Consider the following 21,921-nt stretch of genomic DNA (forward strand, 5'->3'; position numbering starts at 1 on the left):
CACCAACTCCTGCTGCGTCGTGTGAAGTTGACTTTGCATTTGCACCAACTCCTGCTGTGTCGTGTGAAGTTGGCTTTGCGTTTGCACCAACTCCTGCTGCGTCACGTGAAGTTGGCTTTGCATTTGCACCAACTCCTGCTGTGTCGTGTGAAGTTGGCTTTGCGTTTGCACCAACTCCTGCTGTGTCGTGTGAAGTTGGCTTTGCGTTTGCACCAACTCCTGCTGCGTCACGTGAAGTTGGCTTTGCGTTTGCACCAACTCCTGCTGCGTCGCATGGAGTTGGGCAAATAAATTAGGATATGCTTTAATGATAAATTGCAAGACATTAATATCTGGACAATTATGTATTACTTCAAGAACTTCAACACTAAACTTACTCGCATCAATACGCGGAATCAACTCGCTATTGGACAAAAAGTTGATTTCTGTGCAATTCACAATTTCAGGGAAAAATCCACAATCTTTAAATAACTTTAATACGCTCTCCCTCGTAAAGAATCTCAAGTGAGTATTATCTAAAATTCCATATTTTGAGTATTCAAACTTACCTTCAAGAAGAGCAAGTATGACAGCGCCATGTGCTATATTTGGAACAGAAGCAACAACATAGCCTTCGGGTTTAATAATATCATGTGATTCTTTCAATACTCTCCAAGGGTCTTTCAGATGTTCAAGTACATCACCAAAAACAATGACATCAAATTTCTGGTCTGAAATTAGATCGGTTAGGGAAACAGTATCTAAGTCGGCAACAAAAAAATTCTCATAATAATTACTCAAACTTTTCTGTACATCTGGATTAATATCAATGCCGACTACAGTGCAATTTTTCTCTTTGATTAAAAGTTTTCCTAGATATCCAGTCGAACAACCGACATCGAGAACAAGCTTATTTTCCTCAATCAGATCAAACATCATTCGATAAGAGCTGTTGGGATGTAGCTCTGATGAGGATGTAAATTTAGTATCATATTTCTTGTATTTTTCTAACATTGATTATTCTCCTCCAAGTTAGCCTTTGTCATTATCACGCACTTATGCCTTCACAACCACATCCCCCACCCTATAAGGTCATATTATAGCACAAAGTTTTTGAATTAGTAATGCTCAACAACTCACTCCACAGCTAAACCTTCAAAGTGTACATCAATTAACCTAAACCAAATGTCCTTTTTACTTTAAGCCAAAGACTTCTCATTTTCCAAAATTTACTCCTTTTCATTTGGGCCATCTCTTGTTCTATGGATCGGAGCTGAGCTTGGGTTCGGGCTAGCTCCTGCTGGGTAAATTTTAAACGCTCGAAAAGCGATTGATTTCGCCTTAAATTGCCACGATAGTATTCTTGGATGATTGGCGTAAAAACATACTCTTTGAAATCAGGATGAATAGGCACACCCGAATAAGGCTTTCTAGCAACTAACATTGAATCTATGCAGTCCTCCTGAAACCAATCTTCAGAGGCTTCAATAGGTGCACAATTTGTATGCGCGTGAAGAGGCTCTATACAAACATATCGCGCTAAGGCAATCATTCCATCTGTATAAAATCTATAACAATCAACTGGAAATCGATGCTCGACGACCTCGCTTGGTGCTATGATGCAAATAAGTCCATCCTTCTTGCAAACGCGAGTCATCTCTTCCATGGTTCTCCAAAAGAATTCTATGTGTTCAAAGGCTTGACCGGAAATAACAATATCAAAGCTATCTGTTTCCAATATATCCCAATTATATGGATTCTTAACAACAATATCAACATTTGGACCATCCTCTATATCTAATCCAAAATACTCAAACTTAGGACAATCAAAAATGTGTCTATATGTTCCATTTACATCATAACTACCCACATCCAATACCCTTAATCGGGTATTTTGGTTGAGAGAATCTACATAAGTCTGTACAAACCAAGACATCCGTGAGAGAGAACTAGGGTGCATTTTTTGCTTGACCTCCAAATTTTGCTCGTTTCTATGACTGAATGCTCAAATGCACACTATCAAGTGTCTTTTTCATAGAAAAATCTATTAGTAACTATTGGTTCATGATGGCTGTAACCCGTCATAGTTGCATCTTTCCAATAAACTTCACCCTTTTCAAAGCAAACAATACCGTCGTAAATATGGATGCCGAATGTTTGCCTGGTGATTAAGTCGGGTTTCACTTGACCGCGACTTGAATCGGCATTTAAGCTGTCTATACATTTTTTTACAAACTCTATAAAACTGTCTGGGTGATATAGACCACCACCATATTCCTCCCAATAAGCAGTTTGTAAGTCTTCAACCATGTAGACAGCATTCTTACCCATAAGTGGATAAAAAAATGAAAAACTTCTCATAATATCAATACACTTATGGCTTCCATCATCTAGGACAATGTCAGGTACACCAAACTCTGCAACTACGCTGGCAAGAAATTCCTGATCACCTTGATCTCCAATTCTTACAAAAATACCTGGCGATTCATACCTTTTGCATTCTGGATTAACATCAATACCAACTATTTTTGCATTGGGACCAAAATATTTTTGCCACATCTTTAATGACCCTCCCTTGCCAACCCCAATTTCAAGAAATACCAGTGACTTGTTTCTCCAATGTTGAAACATCTTTTCATAAATAGGAAAGTAGTGCGTACACTTGTGAATGGTTTCTCCTTGATTATCTAAAAAATAAGCCCATAAACTCATCGCATTAAGCCTCTACCGCCAGGCGAAAAACTGCAAACCAGTCAGGGCAACTCCCAACCGAATAAAGCCTCTGAAAACTCGGTTTTAACACAGAAAACTTCGGTCGCTTGGCCTTCGTTGGATATTCTGCTGAGGAGATGGGTAATACCTTGATGAAGTCATTACGAACACTGCTAAAAATTGCCCGGGCAAACTCATACCAAGTGGTTGCACCTGCGGGAGTAAGATGATAAATCCCACAATGGGAATCAAAATACGTTTTCAGGTCACGGACATTAGCAACTAACATATCAGCCGTCACTTGAGCTACAAACCGACTCCATGTTGGTGTGCCATACTGGTCATTAACTACCCTAATCTCCTTCCGTTCTTGGCTTAACCTCAGCATTGTAAGTAGAAAATTCTTACCCCTCATACTATAAATCCAACTGGTTCGCAAAATCAAGAAGGGCACACCACTAGACAGGAGAATCTGTTCACCCAGCAATTTGCTCCGCCCATAGGCATTGATGGGATTGGGGGTATCCTCCTCAGTGTACGGCTCTTCCTTGGTGCCATCAAACACGTAATCTGTCGAGTAATGAATAATAGGAAAATAATACTTTTTTGCACACTGACTGATTGCTTCTAAAGCATAGCCATTCACCTGATTTGCTCGTTCCGGTTCTTCTTCCGCTTGTTCCACCGCTGTGTAAGCAGCAGCATTGATCAATAAATCAGGACGAATGGCCGCAATGGCATCCGTCACCTTTTGGTTATCCGTTAAATCGATGTCCTGTCGGGTCGTGGCCACCACTTCTCCGACCGTCAGCAGACAGCGCCGCAACTCCCACCCCACCTGTCCGTTCGCTCCCAGCAATAGAATCTTGGTCATGGGAACAACTCTGCCTCTTTCAAAGGCCGGGCACATTTGTCCTTCTCTGACATGAGCGGCTCTCCCGCCAACTGCCAATCAATCGCCAGGTCTTTATCACACCATAAAATCGCTCTGTCCCCTTGAGGATAATAATAATCTGTCGTTTTGTACAGAACTTCTGCGGTTTCTGTCAATGTCAAAAAACCATGGGCAAACCCCACAGGAATCCACAATTGCCGTTTATTTTCCGCACTTAACCGGTAGGCTACATATTGGCCAAAGTAAGGTGAACTTCTACGAATATCTACCGCCACATCGAGGATTTCTCCTACTAATACCCTGACCAACTTTCCTTGTGGGCGTATCACCTGATAATGAAGTCCTCTCAGAGTATTTTTGCGCGATAGGGAATGGTTATCCTGCACAAACTGAACATCTAGGTTCAACAATTCGCAGAATTTTTGGTGATGAAAACTTTCATAAAACCAGCCCCGCTGGTCGGCATAGACTGTAGGCTCAATAATCCACACATCAGGAATGCTCGTCGGTAGAACTTTCATGCAGAATGTCCTCAAGATAGCGGCCATAACTACTGTTGCCAAATTTTTGGGCGAGACACTTGAGCTGCTGCGCCGTAATGTAACCACTTCTGTAAGCAATCTCTTCAATACAGGCAATTTTTAGCCCTTGTCTCACCTCCATCGCTTGCACAAAATTAGCTGCCTGCAACAAGGTATCATGGGTTCCCATATCTAGCCAAGCAAAACCTCTGCCCAAAATCTCTACCGATAATTCCTGCTGGTTTAGGTAGTATTTCAGGACATCTGTGATTTCAAATTCACCCCGGTCAGAAGGAGTAATTGTTTTGGCAATATCCACCGCCCGATTGTCCAGAAAATAAACACCGGGAATCGCATAGTTCGACTTGGGATTTTTAGGTTTTTCTTCGATGGAAATCACCCGGTTATCCTTATCAAACTCAACAACCCCATAGTGCTGGGGTTCGGCAACCCGATAGGCAAAAATCTTGGCTCCCCGTTGCAGTTTGGCACAGGCGGTGAGAATATCTACCAAGCCATGACCGTAAAAAAAATTATCTCCTAGAATCAAACACACCGCATCGTTGGCAATAAAGTCTTCAGCAATCGTCAATGCCTGAGCAATACCTTTCGGCTCGGCCTGGATCGCATAATCAATCTGGATACCCCACTGCCGACCGTCGTGTAAAACCTTTTGATATAACGGTAGGTATTCTGGTGAAGAGATGAGTAATATTTCCGCAATACCGCCCAACATCAAAACAGAAAGCGGGTAATACACCATTGGCTTGTCATAAATGGGCAATAATTGCTTATTCACCGGAATTGTCGCCGGATAAAGCCTAGTCCCTAGACCGCCTGAGAGGATAACGCCTTTCATCCCTTATTCCCGTAATTTTGGGCTACCCAATCTTCATAATCTCGCGACTTGCATTCGTTGAGCCAATCCAGATGGTCTAAGTACCAGCGTATGGTTTTTCGCAAACCACTGTCAAGGGTTTCCTTAGGTTCCCAACCCAACTCACGTTTAATTTTACTAAAATCCACACAGTAACGATAATCATGCCCTGGTCTATCCTTCACAAACGTAATCAGCGATTGATAACTGGCGTGGGGGTGGGGCAGAACTTCATCTAAAATGGTGCATATTTTGGTGACCAATTCCAGGTTTGTGGGTTGATTGCCACCACCGACATTGTACCTATCGCCCACCTTACCTTGCAGCAAAACCAAAACAATCGCGCGGCAGTGGTCTTCGACATAAAGCCAATCCCTGATATTTTCCCCCTTGCCATAGATAGGGAGTGGCTTGTGATGAATCGCATTAAAAATCATCAAGGGAATGAGTTTCTCCGGAAACTGCCGCGGGCCATAGTTATTGGAACAGTTGATGGTTAATGTGGGCAAACCGTAGGTGTGATGATAGGCTCTCACCAAATGGTCGGAACTGGCTTTCGAGGCAGCATAGGGACTGTTGGGGGCATAGGGTGTGTTTTCAGAAAAGGCAGGATCGTCTGCCTTGAGAGAACCATACACTTCATCGGTGGAAATATGTAAAAATCGAAAATGTTCCTGTTGATATGGGGATAATTCTTGATAAAAAGCCCGCACAGCTTCTAGGAGCTGGAACGTACCCACGACATTGGTTTGGATAAAGGCGTGAGGGCTAAATATGGAGCGGTCAACATGGCTTTCGGCGGCAAAATTGATGACATATTGGGGTTGGTGTTGTCTCAGGAGGGATAGCACGAATGCCCTGTCCCCTATATCCCCTTGTTGAAAGATGTAACCCCTATCATTTTGCAGTGACTCCAAACTTTTCGGGTTACTGGCGTAAGTTAGTTTGTCTAAGTTGATAATTTCTGCGATCTGGTGAGCGCGGGCATAGAGGATGAAGTTCGACCCAATAAAACCGCTGCCGCCTGTGACCAGAATTTTTCGCATAGCGCACCCAGCAACCCGAAATCAAAATACTTACGACCGAATCATCATCCAAAATGGGCAGAAGAGAGTGAGCACAGGGCCATAACCACCCCACGATTTCCTACCATCTAGCCTGCGAGTTTGCATCGGTTGTGCTGCCCCAGGTTCCCTAAAAAACCACTGACTATATCATCTCACAGAAAGTTTCAGGTTTTGCATCCGGAGGTCTTGGCCTGAGCAAAGCACGGCGCTTGGGCGTGTAAGTGACAGGCTACCCTTGAAAGAAACAGTTTCCCGCTATGCTACCTCCCCCTCAGCCACCTTTGCAAACCAGACTAGATATTGTGAAGCTGCTGCATTTTCAAAACTTCCGTCACTTGGTCACAGCGCTCCGTATCGCCCATTTCTAAAAACAAATCTGCCGCCTTGCGGAGATCGTCCATCGCACCCACTCGGTCGCCCATTGCCAGCCGTACTTTCGCCCGGTCAAAGTAACAGGGAGCCAATTCGGTATCCATGCGTAGCGCTTGATTTAGCTCTTCTAAAGCCCCTTTATAGTCCCCTTTTTCCATCTTGACCAGCCCCCGCTCATAAAAATCATCTGCTCCCATTTGCCGTTTGTGGGTGGTGACCTCCTTGTGAATGTAGCGGTAATTGGGATTCAAATCAAGGGCTTTTTTGTAATCAGAAGAAGCCCCCTCGTAGTCCCCCAATTTGCGCCGGGCTAGGCTGCGATTGTGATAAAATTCTGCCGCTTCGGGATTCAATTCCAGGGCTTTGCTGTAGTCTTCTACGGCCCGTTGATAATCCTTTACTTTGAAGCGAATAAGACCCCGATTGTAGTAGGCTTCGGCCATGTTGGGCGCCAGCAGAATGGCCTGATTCAGGTCGGCCAGGGCTTGGGCATAGTTCTGCAAACGTCGGTAGGCGACCCCGCGCTCGTAATAAGCAGTGGCATTGTGCGGCTCCAGCGCCAATACCTGGTCAAAGTCCTTGATCGCTGCCTCGTGGTCGCCCCGCTCCGCCTTTTGCTGGCCGCTTTGGAGAAGCATCCCGGCTTGACTCAGGGATGGTGTGGGTGGGGGCGGCGCAGGCTGGGGAGGCGACGTCACAGGTGCAACCGCGGGGGGCGGGGAAACAGATGCCGCAGACTGCCGCTGAGACACCCACCAAGCCACTGCTACCCCAACCGTCACCAGCCCACCCGTCGCCATCAAGAACAACGGCAGCATCTGGTTCGGGCGCCCGCCAGCGTTGGGCGTTTGCCCATACACAACCCCGGTGCTACCGGCAATCACCACCGCCAAGGCCATACCCCACCCGCACCGGTTAGGTCTGCTGTATGGCTGCCGATACCTAGCTGGCTGCATGGTTGGGGCTGGAATCATTCTTGATTAAATATAGTGAATTTATAGCGAATTATGATAAATCCCCTCCGGTATTTTAACTGTTTTTCTTAACCTTTCGTGATGGGTCTGGTACTTTGCCACTATCACCTACATTAGGAGTATTGGGATGCAACAAGGATGCGGCGTTGGCAGTGGGGACTCTACCTGGCAGGGGTGGTACTGACCCTGGTGCTGTTGCTGGGATTGCTGCAAAACTTACTGAGTTTGTACACGCAAATCCTCACCCTTAGCGGGGCAACAGTTGCCAATCTCCTGCTGGGATTTGTGTTGCTGGTGGCACTGGGGTTGGTGGTCACCTTGGCGCGCGTTTTCTGGCTGGTCGGTCGCCCTAGCCGTCCCCTGCAGTCACCCCGGTCTCCCCAAACCGCTGTGCAGGCCAAACTAGAGGCGATTGCCCAACAACTGGCGTCCATCGAAGACCAGGTAACCCGCCAAGCCCTGGAAGCCCAACACCGGGAACTGGCCGCCCAACAGGCCCGGCAACCCCTCCGGCTGGTCATCATTGGTACGGCTTCGACGGGGAAAACGGCTTTAGTAAATACTTTGTTAGGACGGATGGTTGGGGAGGTAGCGGCCACTCTGGGAACGACGACCACAGCCCAGGTGTATGGGTTTCGCCTCAAAGGGGTGCCCCGCCGGATCGAACTGATGGATACGCCGGGACTCCAAGAGGGTTCGGCTGCCGGCGCCACGCGGGAACAGCAGGCCAGGGAATGGGCAACCCAAGCGGATTTGGTGATTTTTGTGGTGGACAATGACCTGCGCCAGTCGGAATTGGCGGTGCTCCAGGAGTTGCGGGTCATGGGGAAACGGGTGGTGTTGGCGTTCAATAAGACGGACCTATACCTGCCTGCCGACCTGGAGGTGCTGCTTGCCCAGATACGGCAGCGGGTCGCAGGATGGCTCGACCCAGCCGATGTGGTGGGAATTGCTGGCGCCCCCCCTAGGGTGACCCTGGATACGGGCGAACCCTACCAGCCTCCCCCGGTAATTGACCCACTGCTGCGGCGGGTGGCAGAAATCCTCCGCACCGAAGGGGAGGAGTTGATTGCCGATAATTTGTTGTTGCAATGTCAGCGGTTGGGAGAACAGGCCCAGGCCATCCTCGACCGGCAACGGCAACGGCAGGCGGAGGCAATTGTCGAGCGGTTCCAGTGGGTTGGGGCCGGAGTCGTGTGGATCACGCCCTTGCCGGGGGTGGATTTGCTGGCGCAGGCGGCGGTTCAGGCGCAAATGGTGGTGGAATTGGGGCAGGTCTATGACTGTCATCTCAGCTTGGCCCAGGGGCGAGAATTGGCCCTCTCGCTGGCTAAAACCCTCACGGCCCTGGGGGTTGCCCGGGGAATTGCCCGTCTGGTCAGCCGTACCCTCAAAGCAACCGTGGCCGGTTATGTTCTCACATCAGCGGTGCAAAGTATTAGCGCCGCCTACTTGACACGGGTAGCGGGCTTAAGTTTTATCACCTACTTTCGCAACCAACAAAGTTGGGGACCGGCGGGTATGGCCGATGTGGTGCGACGTCACGCCCAGGCCCAACACGCAGGGTTGTCCCGGTGGATTCAGCAGGCCTGGCAACGTCTGCAAGCAGGCCGCACATCCGAATGACCAGACAACTTAACCGCTTTTTAATAATTTTTTAACCTCAACTCCAGTTCTGCCCCATAAAATAGGCGGTTGAGGGTTGTGGCAAGGACCGCTCCCCCAAGTTTGGCGAATTTTGAGTGCAGGTAGAACGATGGGTATTACGCGGCGAGAGGCTTTGTTGTTTTTGGCCGGTGGTTTGGGTGCGGTGGCCTTGGGGCCAGGCAAAACGGCATCGGCCAAGTCTGTGCCGTTGAAATTTACGCCGGTGCGGGGGGTGATGCCCCTGCCTACCGATGGCTTGACGGGGGAGCAACAAAAAAGCGCCTATCGCCGGGTGGAAGTACGGGATGACTTGGTGCTGCCGGAAGGTTATACCTATGAGGTCATTGCCAGTTGGGGCGATCCCTTGGGCGACAGTCGGTTTGGGTATAACAATGATTATTTGTCGTTTATCCAAACAGGGCCGAATCAGGGTTATTTAACGGTCAATTTTGAATACATTAGCGCCCGGCCTTGGATGGAAACCTACCAGCAGGTGATCGGGGAAGGGCTGCCTTTTGCGGAGTTGAAAAAAGCCCTGGAAAAAGGGCCAATCGATGCCTACAGTCTGCCAGCAGGCGACCCCTTGAAGGCGCAGATCGAAAAGGTGGCGGTGGCGGCTCTTTCAGACGTGGGCATTGGTGTCATGACGCTGCGGCGGGAGGGCAATCGCTGGGTTAAATCCCCTGGCCCTGCAGACCGGCGTATTTCCGGGATTTCGGGTTGGCAAGATGGCAAGTATTTGGAAGCCACAGGGCCTGCGACCTTGATTTTCCGCAAGACCCAAGGGCAAGGGTACATTGACAATTTGGGCGCCAAAATCATCGGCACGGTTGGCAACTGCGCGGGGGGAACCACGCCCTGGGGGACGGTGTTGAGTGCCGAAGAAAATTTCCAGTATGTGGTGGCAGAGCCGGTCTATAGCGATGGCACTTCCTTTGCGCCCGGAACGCGTCCTTTTGCCATTGCAGATGAGGAATTGGCAGGGCATGGCAGCGCGCTGGGGCTGCAGGGGAACAAGTACGGCTGGATTGTGGAAATTGACCCGGCCAACCCCAACGACCGGGGCACCAAACACACCTGGCTGGGGCGCTATCGCCATGAGGCCGTCGGCATCCGGGTCGTTCCTGGGAAACCTCTGGCCTTTTATTCTGGCTGTGACCGGCGGGGCGGCCATCTGTACAAATTTGTCAGCCGCGAGGCCGTACAAAACCCACGCGATAAAAACAATTCCCGCCTGTTGCGCGACGGGATGCTCTATGCGGCGAAATTTAACCCGGATGGGACGGGGCGCTGGATTCCCCTGACGCCGGAAACGCCTGTGAACCCCGACCCGCCGGAAGTCCACGCAGGCGGCCTGATCAACCTGCCCAAGCGTCCTGAGGGGGGCTTTGCGCCTTTTACCCAAAGCAGCGAGGTGGAACAGTACAAAAAGCAGTACAAAACCCTGGGGGATTTATACATGGGCAGCCGGGAGGAACAACAGGGGGCGATTTTGATCGATGCCCACTACGCTGCCAGCGCCGCCGGAGCCACCTGTACCGCCCGCCCAGAGGATACCAAAATTGCCCCGGATGGCACGCTGTACATTGCCTTTACAAGCGGGACTGCCAGCAAAGATGGGGGGCCGGACGAGCGGATATTTGTGGGGCCGTACAACCAAAAATCCTACGAACCGGGCTGGATCATGGCCTTGCGGGAGGAGGGGGGAGAACCGACGGCGATGAATTTCACCTGGCAGATGGTGGCGCTGGGGGGAGAACCGCATCTGGATGGGGCGGGGTTTGCCTGTCCCGATAACCTGCTGGTGGATGCGGCGGGGGATTTGTGGATGGTTACGGATATGTCCACATCCCGGCTGAATAATCCGGCGGCGGTGCCGGGGATTGGCCGGTATGGCAACAATACGATGTGGTACATTCCCACGCAAGGGCCGCACCAAGGGCAAGCCTTTTTGTTTGCCATTGGGCCGATGGAGTGCGAACTGACGGGTCCCTATCTGAGCGATGACCGCAAAACCCTGTTTCTGGCGGTGCAACACCCAGGCGAGCATGCCGGAACCCGCAAAAACGGCGCCCAACGCAGGGTGGAGATACGGATGCAAACCCTAGACGGCGAGCGGTTTATCCAGGAACGGGTCGTGCCCATCGGCTCCAACTGGCCTGCCGGTACACCCAATGCCCCGCCCAAACCTGCAGTCGTCGCCATCCGCCGTCTGGATGGGCAACCGCTTGCCTAGCACAAGCTGAAACCAATGCCGGAGTGGTTAAGAACTGCTCCGGCATGTGCTTTTTGGGGTTAATAAAAAAGGAGCGGCCCAACGACCGCCCCCACCGACCTATGCTAGGAAAGTTGAATTACCCATTTCCGTTACCACCTGGGGGGTTATTGATCATCGCCACTGGACTGGCCAATGCGGATGTTGACCGAACCGTCTGGGCAGGCATCGGCTGACTCAGGCGGATTAAGCTCGTCCGTACCAGGATTCACCGCCTCGCAGAGAATATCGGGCATATCCACCGCCACTTCGCTCGTATCGCCGACAGTAACGGTCCTATTCGACACAAACACGCCTGCAGCGTAGCTCTTCAGGTCTTCAGAGCGGCTGGTGCCAAGTGCAGTAACAGAAGCCTCAGTCCCACCCCCATCTTGCGAGTAGGTGTAGTTTTTGGTTTCTGTGGGAACCCCCAAAGCCAGGTCATCCCACGAGGAGGAGAAGGCACTGTGATCCGTGCGGAACGCTTTTTGCGCCTTCGCCCAGGAACCCAAGGTGCTGCGGGCTTCGGCTTGCTTGGCCTTGGCGGTTTGCGCCAGGAAGGAAGGCAACGCAATCGCCGCCAGAATCCCGATGATCACCACCACCACCAGCAGTTCCACCAGGGTGAACCCCTTGTTGGCATTCTTCTTCGCCAAGTGTTGCAACAGTTTGACTTTCAAATTCGCGGCCATAGATGTACTCCTAATCAACTGATTTGATGGGTGGGCTTTACTTGCCCCAGTGATAAAGTACCCAACCCGTCCCATCCATCGATCAGGGGAATTGATTATTTTTTCTTATATGTACGGCCACCGCCTATCTACCCCGTCTTTTCTGGCTTCCCGACTCGTTCATGTACAGCCAATTGCAGTAAATTTTAAGAAAATGCTTGCTTAACCCCAGTGGCAATGGCTCATGGCTTGCTCGCCGCCCACCCCCGCCATCGGTTAACTACAGAAATTTTACGGAACCGGGTAGGGTGTAAACCCGTGATCATGCCGAAAAAAATAGGGGACAGAGGGCAAACCCTGTCCCTATCGTTCCAGCCAGCGGCATGGGAAGTGGGGCGAACCTAGAGGCTACCGGCCAGGGGTTCTTGCGCCACCTTGTCTAACCCTTCCAGTTGCAACAGCAGCAGCCAGTCGGTCCGGAGATCAGGGTTGTTGGGTTGGGCTTGCCGCAGTTCGGCCAAGGTCGCCAGGGTTTCGTGCCACAGACCGGCATTGGCATAGATGTAGGGATGTTCCGAGCGGGGCGCCCGTTGCAGTTGTTGTTGGAGGGCGTCGGGCAGCGCCACCCGTTGTACCCAGCCCTGTACGTACATATCGGCGCTACGGTCTTTCGGGTCACAGATTAACGCCAGATGCCACTGGTAGGTCTGTCCCACCACCAGTTCCGGGGCGTTGCTCGGTAAGTCAAACCGCACAATCCCGGAGCGGTTGACTTTGGTGGTGCTTTGGTAGAGTTCGGCCCCGCGGGCGTCCCACAGGCTAAATTCGATGCTCCGGCCTTCGGTGGGCGGCAGGTAGAAAAACAGGCTGGGGCGGGCGCTGACGGTCAAGCCCAGACCGGTGCTGGGTAACAGGGCAGTTAACCGTTGATTCCCCACCGGACAGACGGTACCCCGGGCGGCGCCCCCTTCTCGGTTGCTGGGTAAACCGGTGGCGGGAGGCACAAACCCGGTGACGGGGGCAACCGGGGGGGTGGATCGTCTTTTCCCCCATTCCAATAGGCGCGCAGCCCAGCTTTCCAGGGGGTTGGCTTGGGCAGGGGTGGCAACCAAGGTCACCGCCAGGGTCACAGCGGTCAACGCTGAAGCAAAGCGAGCCATGATGGCAATACTCCTAAAAGCAATGGGATCATCACAAAAGCTTGGGACTGCTCCATAAGGTACGAAGCGCTAGGATTTGGGGAGGTTCCCAAGGCTTATCTATCTCTAAGAGTAACCGAGGGCGCCGTCAGACATGGTGAGGCTCCGCTAGGCCAGACGGTGATGGGGCGCACAAAGGGGCTTAGGATAGAACTGCTGTGCTGGAAGACTCTCGGTGATCGAACGTTATACCCTGCCCGCGATGGGCGAACTGTGGACGGATGCCCACAAATTTCACACCTGGTTGCAGGTGGAATTGGCGGTGTGCGAGGCGCAAACCACCTTGGGGCGGATTCCTGAGGCGGTGATGCAGGAAATTCGCCAAAAGGCCCGGTTTGACCCGCAACGCATCCAGGCCATCGAACAGACGGTGCGCCACGATGTGATCGCTTTTCTGACCAATTTGAATGAATCCCTGGGCGATGCGGGACGCTACGTGCATTTGGGGTTGACCAGTTCCGATGTCATTGATACGGGGTTGGCCTTGCAGTTGGTCGCCAGTTTGGAAGTGATTTTGGGTGAACTCGAACGGCTGATCCAGGTGGTGCGGGCGCAGGCGCAACGGCATCGGGACACGGTGATGGTGGGGCGTTCGCACGGAGTCCACGCCGAACCGATTACCTTTGGGTTCAAGTTGGCGGGCTGGTTGGCGGAGTTGTTGCGGCAACGGGAACGGTTGACCCGGTTACGCAGCCAGGTTGCGGTGGGGAAAATCTCCGGCGCGGTGGGGACCTATGCCCACCTGGACCCCAGGGTGGAGGCGTTGGCCTGTCAGCGGTTGGGGTTGACCCCCGATTGCGCCTCGACCCAGGTCATCAGCCGGGACCGCCATGCGGAGTATTTGCAGGGGTTGGCACTGCTGGGGGCCTCCTTGGAGCGGTTTGCCCTGGAAATCCGCCACCTGCAACGGACCGAGGTGCTGGAGGTGGAGGAGTTTTTTGCGCCGGGGCAAAAGGGTTCCTCCGCCATGCCCCACAAACGCAATCCCATTCGCTCGGAGCGGTTGACCGGTTTGGCCCGCTTGTTGCGGGGGTATGCGCTGGCCGGTTTAGAAAATGTCGCCCTCTGGCACGAGCGGGATATTTCCCACAGCGCGGTCGAGCGGGTGACCCTGGGGGATGCGAGTATTGTGGCCCATTTTATGCTGGTGGAATTGACGGACTTGGTGCAGACGTTGCAGGTGTATCCCGAGAATATGCGCCGCAATTTATACCGCTACGGCGGGGTCATTTTTAGCCAACAAGTCCTTTTGGCTTTGGTGGAACGGGGAATGCTGCGGGACGAGGCCTATGCCCTAGTGCAACGGCTGGCGCATCAGGCTTGGAATCGCGAAGACGGCAATTTTCGCGCCCTGGTGGAACAGGATACCACCATTCGCCGCTATTTATCCCCGGAAGCCATTGCCGCCTGTTTTGACCCCCAATCCCATCTGCGCCATTTAGAAACCATCTACCAGCGGTTGAACATTTAGGTCACCGCATAGGGCAAAGGGTCGGGAATCCCCGCTTGCCGGAACCCCTCACGCCGCAAGATGCAACTATCACACACCCCACAGGCCACTTCTTCCCCTTGGTAACAGGACCAGGTGAGCTCCCAGGGAACCCCCAATTCCTGCCCCAGCCGGATGATGTCCCGCTTGGCAAGATGCAGCAGCGGCGCCGTCAACTGAATCGGGCGTCCTTCGCGTCCCTGTTTCGTGCCCAGGGTGTACACCGTCTGCATGGCCGCGAGGTAGTCCTCCCGACAGTCCGGGTAGCCCGAGTAATCTAGGGCGTTGGCCCCCAGATAGACCCGTTCTGCCCCCAACACTTCCGCCCAGGCCAGCGCCATGCTCAGAAAAATCGTATTCCGAGCCGGGACATAGGTGCTGGGAATTCCCTGGCGCATTTGGGCCGGGTGCCGATGGCGGGGCAACTCCTGATCCCGTTGCGTCAAGGCTGAGCCGCCCCACCGCCCCAAGTCCAGGGGGATGATTTCGTGGGCCGCCACCCCCGCCCGTTGGGCAATGGCCTGCGCCGACTGCAATTCCCGCCGATGCCGCTGGTCGTAGTCAAACGAGAGGGCATAGCAGGTGTACCCCGCTGCCCGCGCCTGATACAACACCGTCGCCGAGTCCAGCCCCCCAGAGAGCAACACCACCGCCCGTGGCTGCATCATTCAGTGACCCAAAACTATTGTTAGAATAATCACCATATTAGAGAATGTGAGAAACCTGTGGGCATCCAACCAGGTTTTTTTGGGTCATCACCGTTTCGCGTAAGGAGACCGCCGATGTTGCACCGCAAGCTTTATCAACTCTGTTGCGACGGTCGGGAAGTGTGGGTTTATCTCAAAGACCAACAACGGGTCATCGAGCGGGCGCGTATCGTTGACATTGAGGGGGATTTAGTCACGCTGCGGTACGAAACCGAAGAGGAAGACGAGACCTGCGCCTGGGAAGAACTGGTCCGCATTGACAGCATCGGGGCGATCACCCAGAAACTGGCTTCCGTACCCCGCGGCAACTCCGAACCACTGGTGTCCGATGACTGCCCGGAAGCGGAGCAAATCCGGGAAGACTAAGCCCGCAGTGCCCGCAGCAGCCGTCCCAACCCCCGCCAAAAACTGCCCGGCGGTGGGTTGAGCATCTGGGCAAGGGTTTCCCCGTCCGGAGCCTGCGGCAATTCCCCCGCCAAGGTGTGCGTTCCTGCCGGAGTTTCCTGCCAAATCTGCCAAGGTTGGGGGTACATGCGCAGGATGGCACCCCCTGCTACGGGGCGCAGATGGTAGGCAGTCACCAGGGTTTGCAGAAATTCCTGCCGCAGGCGCCGTCCCGCATAGCCAATGCCCACCGTCCCCGCATCCTCCAGACGCGGGTTGAACAAAATCACCGGACAAGCCGCCGTTTCTACCAACGTCCGCACCTGCGTTACCACCGCTGGGTCCGGCGCCACGACCACCACCCCTTGATCCCCCGCCTGATGGGGTTCCCGCAGGGTTTCCACCCGCCAAGGCACCTCCCCCCAATCCCGCCGCGCCAGGGCCGCCCCGCCCGCATCGGCAAACACCACCCGCCCGGACTGTCCCCACTGCGTAAACCCCTGCAAAAAATCCCGCACCAAAGGCAGGGGTTTCACCTCCGGGAGCCACAATTCCACCAACAGACGGGTTTCACCCTGAGCCAATGCCGTTTGGGTCGCTGTTTGCGCTTGGGCAATCGCGCCGGCCAAAGTAGTGGGCAACGACATCGCTGGCAACGCCGGCAAAGAATTATCTATATTATGGAAAAAATTATGGAAAAATCATGGTCTCGTAGCATGATGTCTTTTGTGTGGGGGCTATTGGTGGGGATGCTCACCCTAGCCTGGCTGCATCACAAGCGTCAACAATATTCTCTCACCTATTGGAAACAACGTTTAACCCAAGCGCGACAAAGTTATCAGGCGCTGGATCAAACGCATGAACAACTGACGAGAAAATATCAGGAAAAACAGCAATACTTACGGGAACTAGAATCAGAACATCAGCAACTTCAGCAACACTTGCAAGAATTAGAGCAAGAAAATCAACAATTGCACCAAGAATTAGCCAAGCTACAGCAGGAGCACAATGCTTTGCTGCAGCAACAGGAAGCATCGCTTACCACTTACCAGGAAAAAGCATCACAACTACAGCAACAGGTAGCGCAACTACAGCAGGAAAATCAGACACTCACCTCCTCGCGCAACTATCTGGAACAAAGAAATGATGCCTTGCGCCAGGAGCATATACAGTTGCAAGAGCAATATGATGCCCTGCGGCAGGAGTACCTTCAGTTACAAGAGCAATACCACTCACTGCAGCAGGAGCATATGCAGTTGCCAGGGCAATGGTTTTACCATCAGCGCCCAGCCGCCCCCACAACCCACCACCGCCATTGCCTCACGCTATATACCAATGAGATGGACTTTTACCCTGATGAAATCTATGAACTGGTCTTGCGTCTTTTGACGGAAGAACTGAACCGGCTTCCCAACGATCCAAACTCTTATAGACGCCGCCGCGACTTATTGAAATCTCTTTTAGACTGTAATCCTTGCCGGGGGCATTCTGAGCAAATGCGCGCCCAGATCTATGAGCTTTTCAACAACTACGACGGGATGACCAGAACGTTGGAAAGAAACCTAAGCGAACTTGGTTTTTCCCTCAATAAAGGCCATCACTATAAAATTACTTGGCACAACGATCAGCGATACACTTTTTCTTTCGCCAAAACTCCCAGCGACCACCGCGCCGGTCGCAACATCGCTCGCGACCTGATACATTTGCTTTTTTAATGCCATGCCCTAGGGGCTGCTCCGGGCAAGGATGATTGCCGCTCACCCCTGCCCCACGCCTCCCTAACAGGGACAGCCTGCATGCCCACACCCCGGCCCCTGGGGATGCCCCTCGGCACAGGCCGGACTGCAATACACCTTGTCCCCTACCCGAATCGCCGTCGCCGGGTCCACCTGACAAATACAGGCCGCACAATCACACTTCACCATACACTTCCTCCCAAAACCCAACACCATCATCATATATGAACATAAATTCATGTGTCAAGGGTGTGGGGAAACCTATAGTTGGTCTTAAATCTGGGGGGAGGGGGGGTGTGGGTGGGCAACAATAGGAAGTAAGAGCTGCCCAGGAGGGAAGACGTATGACTGTGGCCAATCCCCTGTTTGAGATTGCCCGCTACGGCCAGAGTATTTGGATGGACAATCTGAGTCGCAATTTGATTGTTTCGGGCGAGTTGCAGCGGCTGATTGATACGCGGGGCATTCGCGGCATTACCTCCAACCCAGCCATTTTTACCAAAGCCATTGCCGGGAATGAAATTTACGATGCCGACATTATTGCCGGGGCCAAAGCGGGTTTATCGGTGACCCAGATTTACGAATCGCTCGTATTCAAGGACATTCAGGATGCCTGCGATATTTTTCGGCCCATTTATGAGGCCACCCAGGGGTTAGACGGGTATGTGAGTTTGGAAGTACCCCCGCAATTGGCGCGGGATACGGAAGGGACGGTGCGGGAAGCCTTGCGGTACTACCAGACCCTCAACCGGCCCAACCTGATGATCAAAATTCCCGGCACGCCCGAAGGGTTGGTGGCGGTCGAGCGGGTGATTGCCGCCGGGGTGAATGTGAACGTCACGTTGTTGTTTAGCGTGCAAAGCTATGTGGATACGGCCTGGGCCTACATCCGGGGGTTGGAGGCGCGGGTTGCCAAGGGAGAACCTATTGACCGGGTTGCCTCGGTGGCCAGCTTTTTCCTGAGTCGGATCGATACCAAGGTGGACAAACTCCTAACGGCCATCGGGACGGAGGCGGCCAAGGCCTTGTTGGGGAAAGTGGCTATTGCCAATGCCAAAGTGGCCTACGAGCGGTTCCAGGAAATTCTCCAACACCCCCGCTGGCAAGCGTTGGCCGCCCACGGGGCCAAGGTGCAACGGCTGTTGTGGGCCAGTACCAGCACCAAAAATCCCCAGTACAGCGATGTGATGTACGTGGAAGAACTGGTGGGGGCCAACACGGTCAATACGTTGCCGCCGGAAACCATCGAAGCCTGTGCGGATCATTGCCGCATCAGCGACCACTTGCGGGATGGCTTCGACCAAGCCGAGCAGGTGTTGGCGCAGGTGCAGGCCTTGGGCATTGACCTCGACCAGGTGATGGCCGAGCTCCTGGAAGAGGGAATTCAGAAATTTATTGAACCCTTCACGGCGCTCATGCAGTCGTTGGGTGAGAAGGTGGCGCAACTGACCCCTGTTTAGGTGGCTTTTGGCAACCCACGAGGACTGGATGCGACTGGCATTGGCGCTGGCACAACAGGCAGGGCAAGCGGGGGATGTGCCGGTCGGGGCAGTGGTCGTAGATAGTCGGGGCCGGTGCCTTGCCCAAGCAGAAAACCAGCGCCAGCGTACCCATGACCCCACCGCCCATGCGGAGATTCTGGCGCTACGGCAAGCGGGGATGGCTTTGGGGACCTGGTATCTCACCGACTGTACGTTGTATGTCACGCTGGAACCCTGTGTCATGTGTGCCGGTGCTTTGGTGAATGCCCGGATTGGAGCGCTGGTCTATGGGGCGAGCGACCCCAAAGCCGGGGCGATTGCCAGTGTGCTCCAGATTCCCACCAGTCCGGCCTCCAACCATCGGTTTCCGGTGATCGGCGGCATTTTAGCGGCGGAATGCCAAGCGCTTTTGCAAAACTGGTTTCGCCAGCGGCGGCAACTGTCCAAGTCTTAAGCGGCCACCCCGAATATGTCATAATAAAAGGTGCGTTTTTGGGGGGCTATAGCTCAGTTGGTAGAGCACCTCAATGGCATTGAGGGGGTCAGCGGTTCGAGTCCGCTTAGCTCCATAGGCATTCCAAGCCCATATCCCCCGCCAGACACCACATTCCACCGTTACCCCATTAGTACACATAGTCTAAGTTAGTGTCAGTTTAGGTGCAGTTAGTGTATATTGGAAGTGGCAAAACTGGCTAAAAATTGGCTAAACGATATGGCTAGAGTTGAGTGGGTGAGGGTGGAGGATGGGCGCAAGGGGAAGCCCGGTATCTGGCAGGTTAACGGGCTGTATGCTTTGCGTTGGAGCTACCAGGGGCGGCGGTACACATTGAGTTTAGGGCATGGCAAGCTACGGCTAGCGCAGGCGGTGGCGGCAAAGATAGAAGCTGATCTTGTGGCGGGACACTTTGACGCCACCCTAGAAGCGTACCGCCCAAAAGTGGCTAAACCGGATGACAAACCTTTTAGCCAATTTTTAGCCACCGGTGAGCTATGGGAAAAGTACACCTTGCACCGGCAACAAGAAGGGATAGCCGGGGTGAGCATAGCGGGGCGTTTCAAACCGCTACGCAACAATCTGATCCGTTGGGGTGGGCAAATAACTGATGTGGATACCGCTAGGGCATTTATTGAATATCTGCGTAGCCGCCAATCCCCCACGACCGCCAACACCAATCTATGTATCCTAAGAGCCTTTGGTCGCTGGTGTGTGGAGCAGGGGCATTGGCAAGCTAATCATTTTGAAAAACTGAAACCCGCTAAAATTCAATGTGCCCCTAGGCGGGATAACCCGTTTACCGCTGATGAAGTCACCCGGTTTCTGGCAACCATTAAGACCGACCCGCATTACTTCAGCTATCACGACTTTGCCTACTGCCTTTTTCACCTTGGTTGTCGCCCAAGTGAGTTGATCGGGCTTAGGTGGGGTGCCATAGACTTTAACCGCCGGATGATTACGATAGCTGAAAGTTTGAGCAGGGGGGATGACGGTAGAACCGCCGGTTATGCCAGAAAACGTAAAGCCACCAAAACCGGCAATGTCCGGGTATTGCCCATGACTGATTCAGTGTACGCATTGATGCAGGGGCGGTTTAAGGAATGCCAACCTAAATCACCTGATGAGTTGGTGTTCACCAGTCCCACCGGGCGGGCGATTGATGATCATAATTTCAGTCAAAGATGTTGGCGTAGCATTTGCCAGAAGGCGGGCATACCTTACAGACCGCCCTATATTGCCAGACATACGGCACTATCGCACATTGTGGAATCCACCGGTTCATTGGCTCAGGCGGCGGCGGTGGCGGGGCATAGTTCCCTACGGATGGTATCGCAAACCTACGGGCACTTGGTGAGCAGGGTGCAGATGCCTGATTATGGAAAATAAAAAACGGGAAAGATATTTTGAGGTAGACAAGCTCCCAAAAGGTTTTGTGTGGGATTCCAACACACCAGCGGAAGCCGTAACCCCTCATGTGTTTGTGGGGGCATACGCCTATATCCCCGATTTTGTTGTAATGATTGATTATCAAGTACAAAAAGCAGATGAGGCATTTGAGGGTATCCCCGGAGCCTTAGACTTCCTAAAATTGCAACGGAAACGGCACCTTGTTACCCATAAATGGCTTCATTATTACATGACGGGTGATAATAGGGATTTATCGGAATTAACGTTTGATCCGTTTTATGTTAGCCATAAGCCCATAGCCGAATTAATCATGGCTAGGTATCGTTTAATCCTTGAAGTGTACCCACGCTCAGCAGATGCACAAGAAAAGGGTTTATATCCCCTCCGGTGGCTTTTTTATATTGAATTAAACGACTTCAGAAAATCTCTAAATAATCTTTTGGATGGCAACGTGAAGGGGAAAACCAGTGCCTATCATTACATGAAGGATAGGTGTGATAACTTGAAACTCACAAACACGTTAAAAATAGTTAGGAAAGAAAATATAGGGTACTTAGATTTACTGGAAAGTCAGGCGGTTTTACTCTGCAAGGACGATCCGGAATTTCACCCGTACTGGCAAAAATACTTGAATGAAACAAAACGGTTTCACGCCAAAATGCAAGCCCATAAACACTGGCAGATGGTGAAGCTCGAAAACGGCTATCTCTCCATCCCTTCAGGCCGCCCAAAGAAAAAACGAACCGGTAAGTAAAGTTTTGTTACAAAACCACGAAAACCTCTAAAAGGTGCTAATCGCCCATGGGGGCGGGGTTAGATTGGCTTTGTACTAAAACGGCTAACCAAAAATGCAAAACGACAACTTGATCCGGGGTTACAAAAACCTGGCGTGTTACACAGGAATCCCCCGGCATACTCTCAAGGAGTGGGCGAGACGTGGAATCTTGCCGAAGGAGGCGATATTTCGCCCCACGCAACGGACGATTATTTTCAACAGATTGATGATTGATCATTGGCTGGTTGGACATTTAGCAACAACCAGCGAAACCCGCA

22 protein-coding genes and 1 tRNA gene are annotated in these 21,921 nt (G+C 52.5%); 10 read left to right on the forward strand and 13 right to left on the reverse strand.

Annotation, left to right across the window (positions count from 1 at the left end):
* The 8 genes from ACWISF_RS08925 to ACWISF_RS08960 all read right to left on the reverse strand — a co-directional run.
* Nucleotides 1-993 (reverse strand): methyltransferase domain-containing protein (locus ACWISF_RS08925; RefSeq protein WP_448381237.1); only part of this gene is annotated, 993 nt, incomplete at its 3' end.
* A gap of 157 nt (nucleotides 994-1,150) precedes the next feature.
* Nucleotides 1,151-1,849, reverse strand: coding sequence for a methyltransferase domain-containing protein (locus tag ACWISF_RS08930; RefSeq protein ID WP_448381238.1), 699 nt, complete (start codon nucleotides 1,847-1,849; stop codon nucleotides 1,151-1,153).
* A gap of 149 nt (nucleotides 1,850-1,998) precedes the next feature.
* Entirely contained in the window at nucleotides 1,999-2,691 is a 693-nt protein-coding gene (locus ACWISF_RS08935) for a class I SAM-dependent methyltransferase (RefSeq protein ID WP_448381239.1), read from the reverse strand.
* A gap of 4 nt (nucleotides 2,692-2,695) precedes the next feature.
* On the reverse strand, nucleotides 2,696-3,565 hold the full coding sequence (gene rfbD, locus ACWISF_RS08940; RefSeq protein ID WP_448381240.1) for a dTDP-4-dehydrorhamnose reductase: 870 nt from the start codon (nucleotides 3,563-3,565) through the stop codon (nucleotides 2,696-2,698).
* Nucleotides 3,562-4,107 (reverse strand): dTDP-4-dehydrorhamnose 3,5-epimerase, encoded by a 546-nt coding sequence (gene rfbC, locus ACWISF_RS08945; RefSeq protein WP_448381241.1) that lies wholly within the window; start codon nucleotides 4,105-4,107, stop codon nucleotides 3,562-3,564. Before rfbC ends, rfbD begins: the two co-directional genes overlap by 4 nt.
* Nucleotides 4,079-4,966 carry a glucose-1-phosphate thymidylyltransferase RfbA gene (gene rfbA, locus ACWISF_RS08950; RefSeq protein ID WP_448381242.1) on the reverse strand — a complete coding sequence of 296 codons (888 nt, stop codon included), beginning with the start codon at nucleotides 4,964-4,966 and terminating at the stop codon, nucleotides 4,079-4,081. The genes rfbC and rfbA overlap by 29 nt, the downstream gene beginning before the upstream one ends.
* On the reverse strand, nucleotides 4,963-6,030 hold the full coding sequence (rfbB, locus tag ACWISF_RS08955; RefSeq protein ID WP_448381243.1) for a dTDP-glucose 4,6-dehydratase: 1,068 nt from the start codon (nucleotides 6,028-6,030) through the stop codon (nucleotides 4,963-4,965). Before rfbB ends, rfbA begins: the two co-directional genes overlap by 4 nt.
* 314 nt (nucleotides 6,031-6,344) lie before the next feature.
* Entirely contained in the window at nucleotides 6,345-7,322 is a 978-nt protein-coding gene (locus ACWISF_RS08960; RefSeq protein WP_448381244.1) for a tetratricopeptide repeat protein, read from the reverse strand.
* Nucleotides 7,323-7,535: 213 nt separating this feature from the next.
* On the opposite strand from ACWISF_RS08960, the gene ACWISF_RS08965 reads away from it, so the two are divergent.
* The gene (locus tag ACWISF_RS08965; protein WP_448381245.1) at nucleotides 7,536-9,023 is read left to right on the forward strand and encodes a YcjF family protein; all 1,488 of its coding nucleotides are present in this window, start codon (nucleotides 7,536-7,538) and stop codon (nucleotides 9,021-9,023) included.
* A gap of 130 nt (nucleotides 9,024-9,153) precedes the next feature.
* Nucleotides 9,154-11,280, forward strand: a complete 2,127-nt coding sequence (locus tag ACWISF_RS08970) for a PhoX family protein (protein WP_448381246.1) — start codon at nucleotides 9,154-9,156, stop codon at nucleotides 11,278-11,280.
* A gap of 146 nt (nucleotides 11,281-11,426) precedes the next feature.
* Here the strand turns inward: ACWISF_RS08970 and ACWISF_RS08975 are convergent, their stop codons facing one another.
* Both ACWISF_RS08975 and ACWISF_RS08980 read right to left on the reverse strand, forming a co-directional pair.
* The gene (locus ACWISF_RS08975) at nucleotides 11,427-11,990 is read right to left on the reverse strand and encodes a type IV pilin-like G/H family protein (RefSeq protein ID WP_448381247.1); all 564 of its coding nucleotides are present in this window, start codon (nucleotides 11,988-11,990) and stop codon (nucleotides 11,427-11,429) included.
* Between the two features lie 380 nt (nucleotides 11,991-12,370).
* Complete coding sequence (locus tag ACWISF_RS08980; protein ID WP_448381248.1) at nucleotides 12,371-13,129, reverse strand: DUF928 domain-containing protein; 759 nt, start codon at nucleotides 13,127-13,129, stop codon at nucleotides 12,371-12,373.
* 214 nt (nucleotides 13,130-13,343) lie between these two features.
* On the opposite strand from ACWISF_RS08980, the gene purB reads away from it, so the two are divergent.
* Nucleotides 13,344-14,639, forward strand: a complete 1,296-nt coding sequence (gene purB, locus ACWISF_RS08985; RefSeq protein ID WP_448381249.1) for an adenylosuccinate lyase — start codon at nucleotides 13,344-13,346, stop codon at nucleotides 14,637-14,639.
* Here purB and queC read toward each other — a convergent pair.
* Complete coding sequence (gene queC, locus ACWISF_RS08990) at nucleotides 14,636-15,322, reverse strand: 7-cyano-7-deazaguanine synthase QueC (RefSeq protein WP_448381250.1); 687 nt, start codon at nucleotides 15,320-15,322, stop codon at nucleotides 14,636-14,638. The genes purB and queC overlap by 4 nt on opposite strands.
* A gap of 117 nt (nucleotides 15,323-15,439) precedes the next feature.
* Here queC and ACWISF_RS08995 point away from each other — a divergent pair, with 117 nt between their 5' ends.
* Nucleotides 15,440-15,730, forward strand: a complete 291-nt coding sequence (locus tag ACWISF_RS08995) for a DUF6679 family protein (RefSeq protein WP_448381251.1) — start codon at nucleotides 15,440-15,442, stop codon at nucleotides 15,728-15,730.
* Here ACWISF_RS08995 and ACWISF_RS09000 read toward each other — a convergent pair.
* The gene (locus tag ACWISF_RS09000; protein WP_448381252.1) at nucleotides 15,727-16,395 is read right to left on the reverse strand and encodes a DUF1995 family protein; all 669 of its coding nucleotides are present in this window, start codon (nucleotides 16,393-16,395) and stop codon (nucleotides 15,727-15,729) included. The genes ACWISF_RS08995 and ACWISF_RS09000 overlap by 4 nt on opposite strands.
* Before the next feature lie 45 nt (nucleotides 16,396-16,440).
* Between ACWISF_RS09000 and ACWISF_RS09005 the strand changes: the two genes are divergently transcribed.
* Nucleotides 16,441-17,463, forward strand: coding sequence for a hypothetical protein (locus ACWISF_RS09005; protein WP_448381253.1), 1,023 nt, complete (start codon nucleotides 16,441-16,443; stop codon nucleotides 17,461-17,463).
* A gap of 63 nt (nucleotides 17,464-17,526) precedes the next feature.
* Here the strand turns inward: ACWISF_RS09005 and ACWISF_RS09010 are convergent, their stop codons facing one another.
* Entirely contained in the window at nucleotides 17,527-17,673 is a 147-nt protein-coding gene (locus tag ACWISF_RS09010) for a metallothionein (protein ID WP_448381254.1), read from the reverse strand.
* 155 nt (nucleotides 17,674-17,828) lie between these two features.
* Between ACWISF_RS09010 and tal the strand changes: the two genes are divergently transcribed.
* From tal to ACWISF_RS09035, 5 genes are all read left to right on the forward strand, one after another.
* On the forward strand, nucleotides 17,829-18,944 hold the full coding sequence (gene tal, locus ACWISF_RS09015; protein WP_448381255.1) for a transaldolase: 1,116 nt from the start codon (nucleotides 17,829-17,831) through the stop codon (nucleotides 18,942-18,944).
* Nucleotides 18,937-19,419 (forward strand): tRNA adenosine(34) deaminase TadA, encoded by a 483-nt coding sequence (gene tadA, locus ACWISF_RS09020; RefSeq protein ID WP_448381257.1) that lies wholly within the window; start codon nucleotides 18,937-18,939, stop codon nucleotides 19,417-19,419. The genes tal and tadA overlap by 8 nt, the downstream gene beginning before the upstream one ends.
* 42 nt (nucleotides 19,420-19,461) lie before the next feature.
* Nucleotides 19,462-19,534: transfer RNA gene (locus ACWISF_RS09025), tRNA-Ala, on the forward strand.
* A 110-nt stretch (nucleotides 19,535-19,644) separates the two neighbouring features.
* On the forward strand, nucleotides 19,645-20,847 hold the full coding sequence (locus tag ACWISF_RS09030) for a tyrosine-type recombinase/integrase (RefSeq protein ID WP_448381258.1): 1,203 nt from the start codon (nucleotides 19,645-19,647) through the stop codon (nucleotides 20,845-20,847).
* The gene (locus ACWISF_RS09035) at nucleotides 20,837-21,622 is read left to right on the forward strand and encodes a hypothetical protein (protein ID WP_448381256.1); all 786 of its coding nucleotides are present in this window, start codon (nucleotides 20,837-20,839) and stop codon (nucleotides 21,620-21,622) included. Before ACWISF_RS09030 ends, ACWISF_RS09035 begins: the two co-directional genes overlap by 11 nt.
* Nucleotides 21,623-21,921 lie beyond the last annotated feature (299 nt).

It is taken from the genome of Gloeomargarita sp., assembly GCF_053491055.1.

Bases quoted from the DNA above. Each gene is read 5' to 3' on its own strand.
- ACWISF_RS08935 (WP_448381239.1), bottom strand. From the start codon at position 2,691: ATGAGTTTATGGGCTTATTTTTTAGATAATCAAGGAGAAACCATTCAC.
- rfbD (WP_448381240.1), bottom strand. From the start codon at position 3,565: ATGACCAAGATTCTATTGCTGGGAGCGAACGGACAGGTGGGGTGGGAG.
- rfbC (WP_448381241.1), bottom strand. From the start codon at position 4,107: ATGAAAGTTCTACCGACGAGCATTCCTGATGTGTGGATTATTGAGCCT.
- rfbA (WP_448381242.1), bottom strand. From the start codon at position 4,966: ATGAAAGGCGTTATCCTCTCAGGCGGTCTAGGGACTAGGCTTTATCCG.
- rfbB (WP_448381243.1), bottom strand. From the start codon at position 6,030: ATGCGAAAAATTCTGGTCACAGGCGGCAGCGGTTTTATTGGGTCGAAC.
- ACWISF_RS08960 (WP_448381244.1), bottom strand. From the start codon at position 7,322: ATGGCCTTGGCGGTGGTGATTGCCGGTAGCACCGGGGTTGTGTATGGG.
- ACWISF_RS08965 (WP_448381245.1), top strand. From the start codon at position 7,536: ATGCGGCGTTGGCAGTGGGGACTCTACCTGGCAGGGGTGGTACTGACC.
- ACWISF_RS08970 (WP_448381246.1), top strand. From the start codon at position 9,154: ATGGGTATTACGCGGCGAGAGGCTTTGTTGTTTTTGGCCGGTGGTTTG.
- ACWISF_RS08975 (WP_448381247.1), bottom strand. From the start codon at position 11,990: ATGGCCGCGAATTTGAAAGTCAAACTGTTGCAACACTTGGCGAAGAAG.
- ACWISF_RS08980 (WP_448381248.1), bottom strand. From the start codon at position 13,129: ATGGCTCGCTTTGCTTCAGCGTTGACCGCTGTGACCCTGGCGGTGACC.
- queC (WP_448381250.1), bottom strand. From the start codon at position 15,322: ATGCAGCCACGGGCGGTGGTGTTGCTCTCTGGGGGGCTGGACTCGGCG.
- ACWISF_RS08995 (WP_448381251.1), top strand. From the start codon at position 15,440: ATGTTGCACCGCAAGCTTTATCAACTCTGTTGCGACGGTCGGGAAGTG.
- ACWISF_RS09000 (WP_448381252.1), bottom strand. From the start codon at position 16,395: ATGTCGTTGCCCACTACTTTGGCCGGCGCGATTGCCCAAGCGCAAACA.
- ACWISF_RS09005 (WP_448381253.1), top strand. From the start codon at position 16,441: ATGGAAAAATCATGGTCTCGTAGCATGATGTCTTTTGTGTGGGGGCTA.
- ACWISF_RS09010 (WP_448381254.1), bottom strand. From the start codon at position 17,673: ATGGTGAAGTGTGATTGTGCGGCCTGTATTTGTCAGGTGGACCCGGCG.
- tal (WP_448381255.1), top strand. From the start codon at position 17,829: ATGACTGTGGCCAATCCCCTGTTTGAGATTGCCCGCTACGGCCAGAGT.
- ACWISF_RS09035 (WP_448381256.1), top strand. From the start codon at position 20,837: ATGGAAAATAAAAAACGGGAAAGATATTTTGAGGTAGACAAGCTCCCA.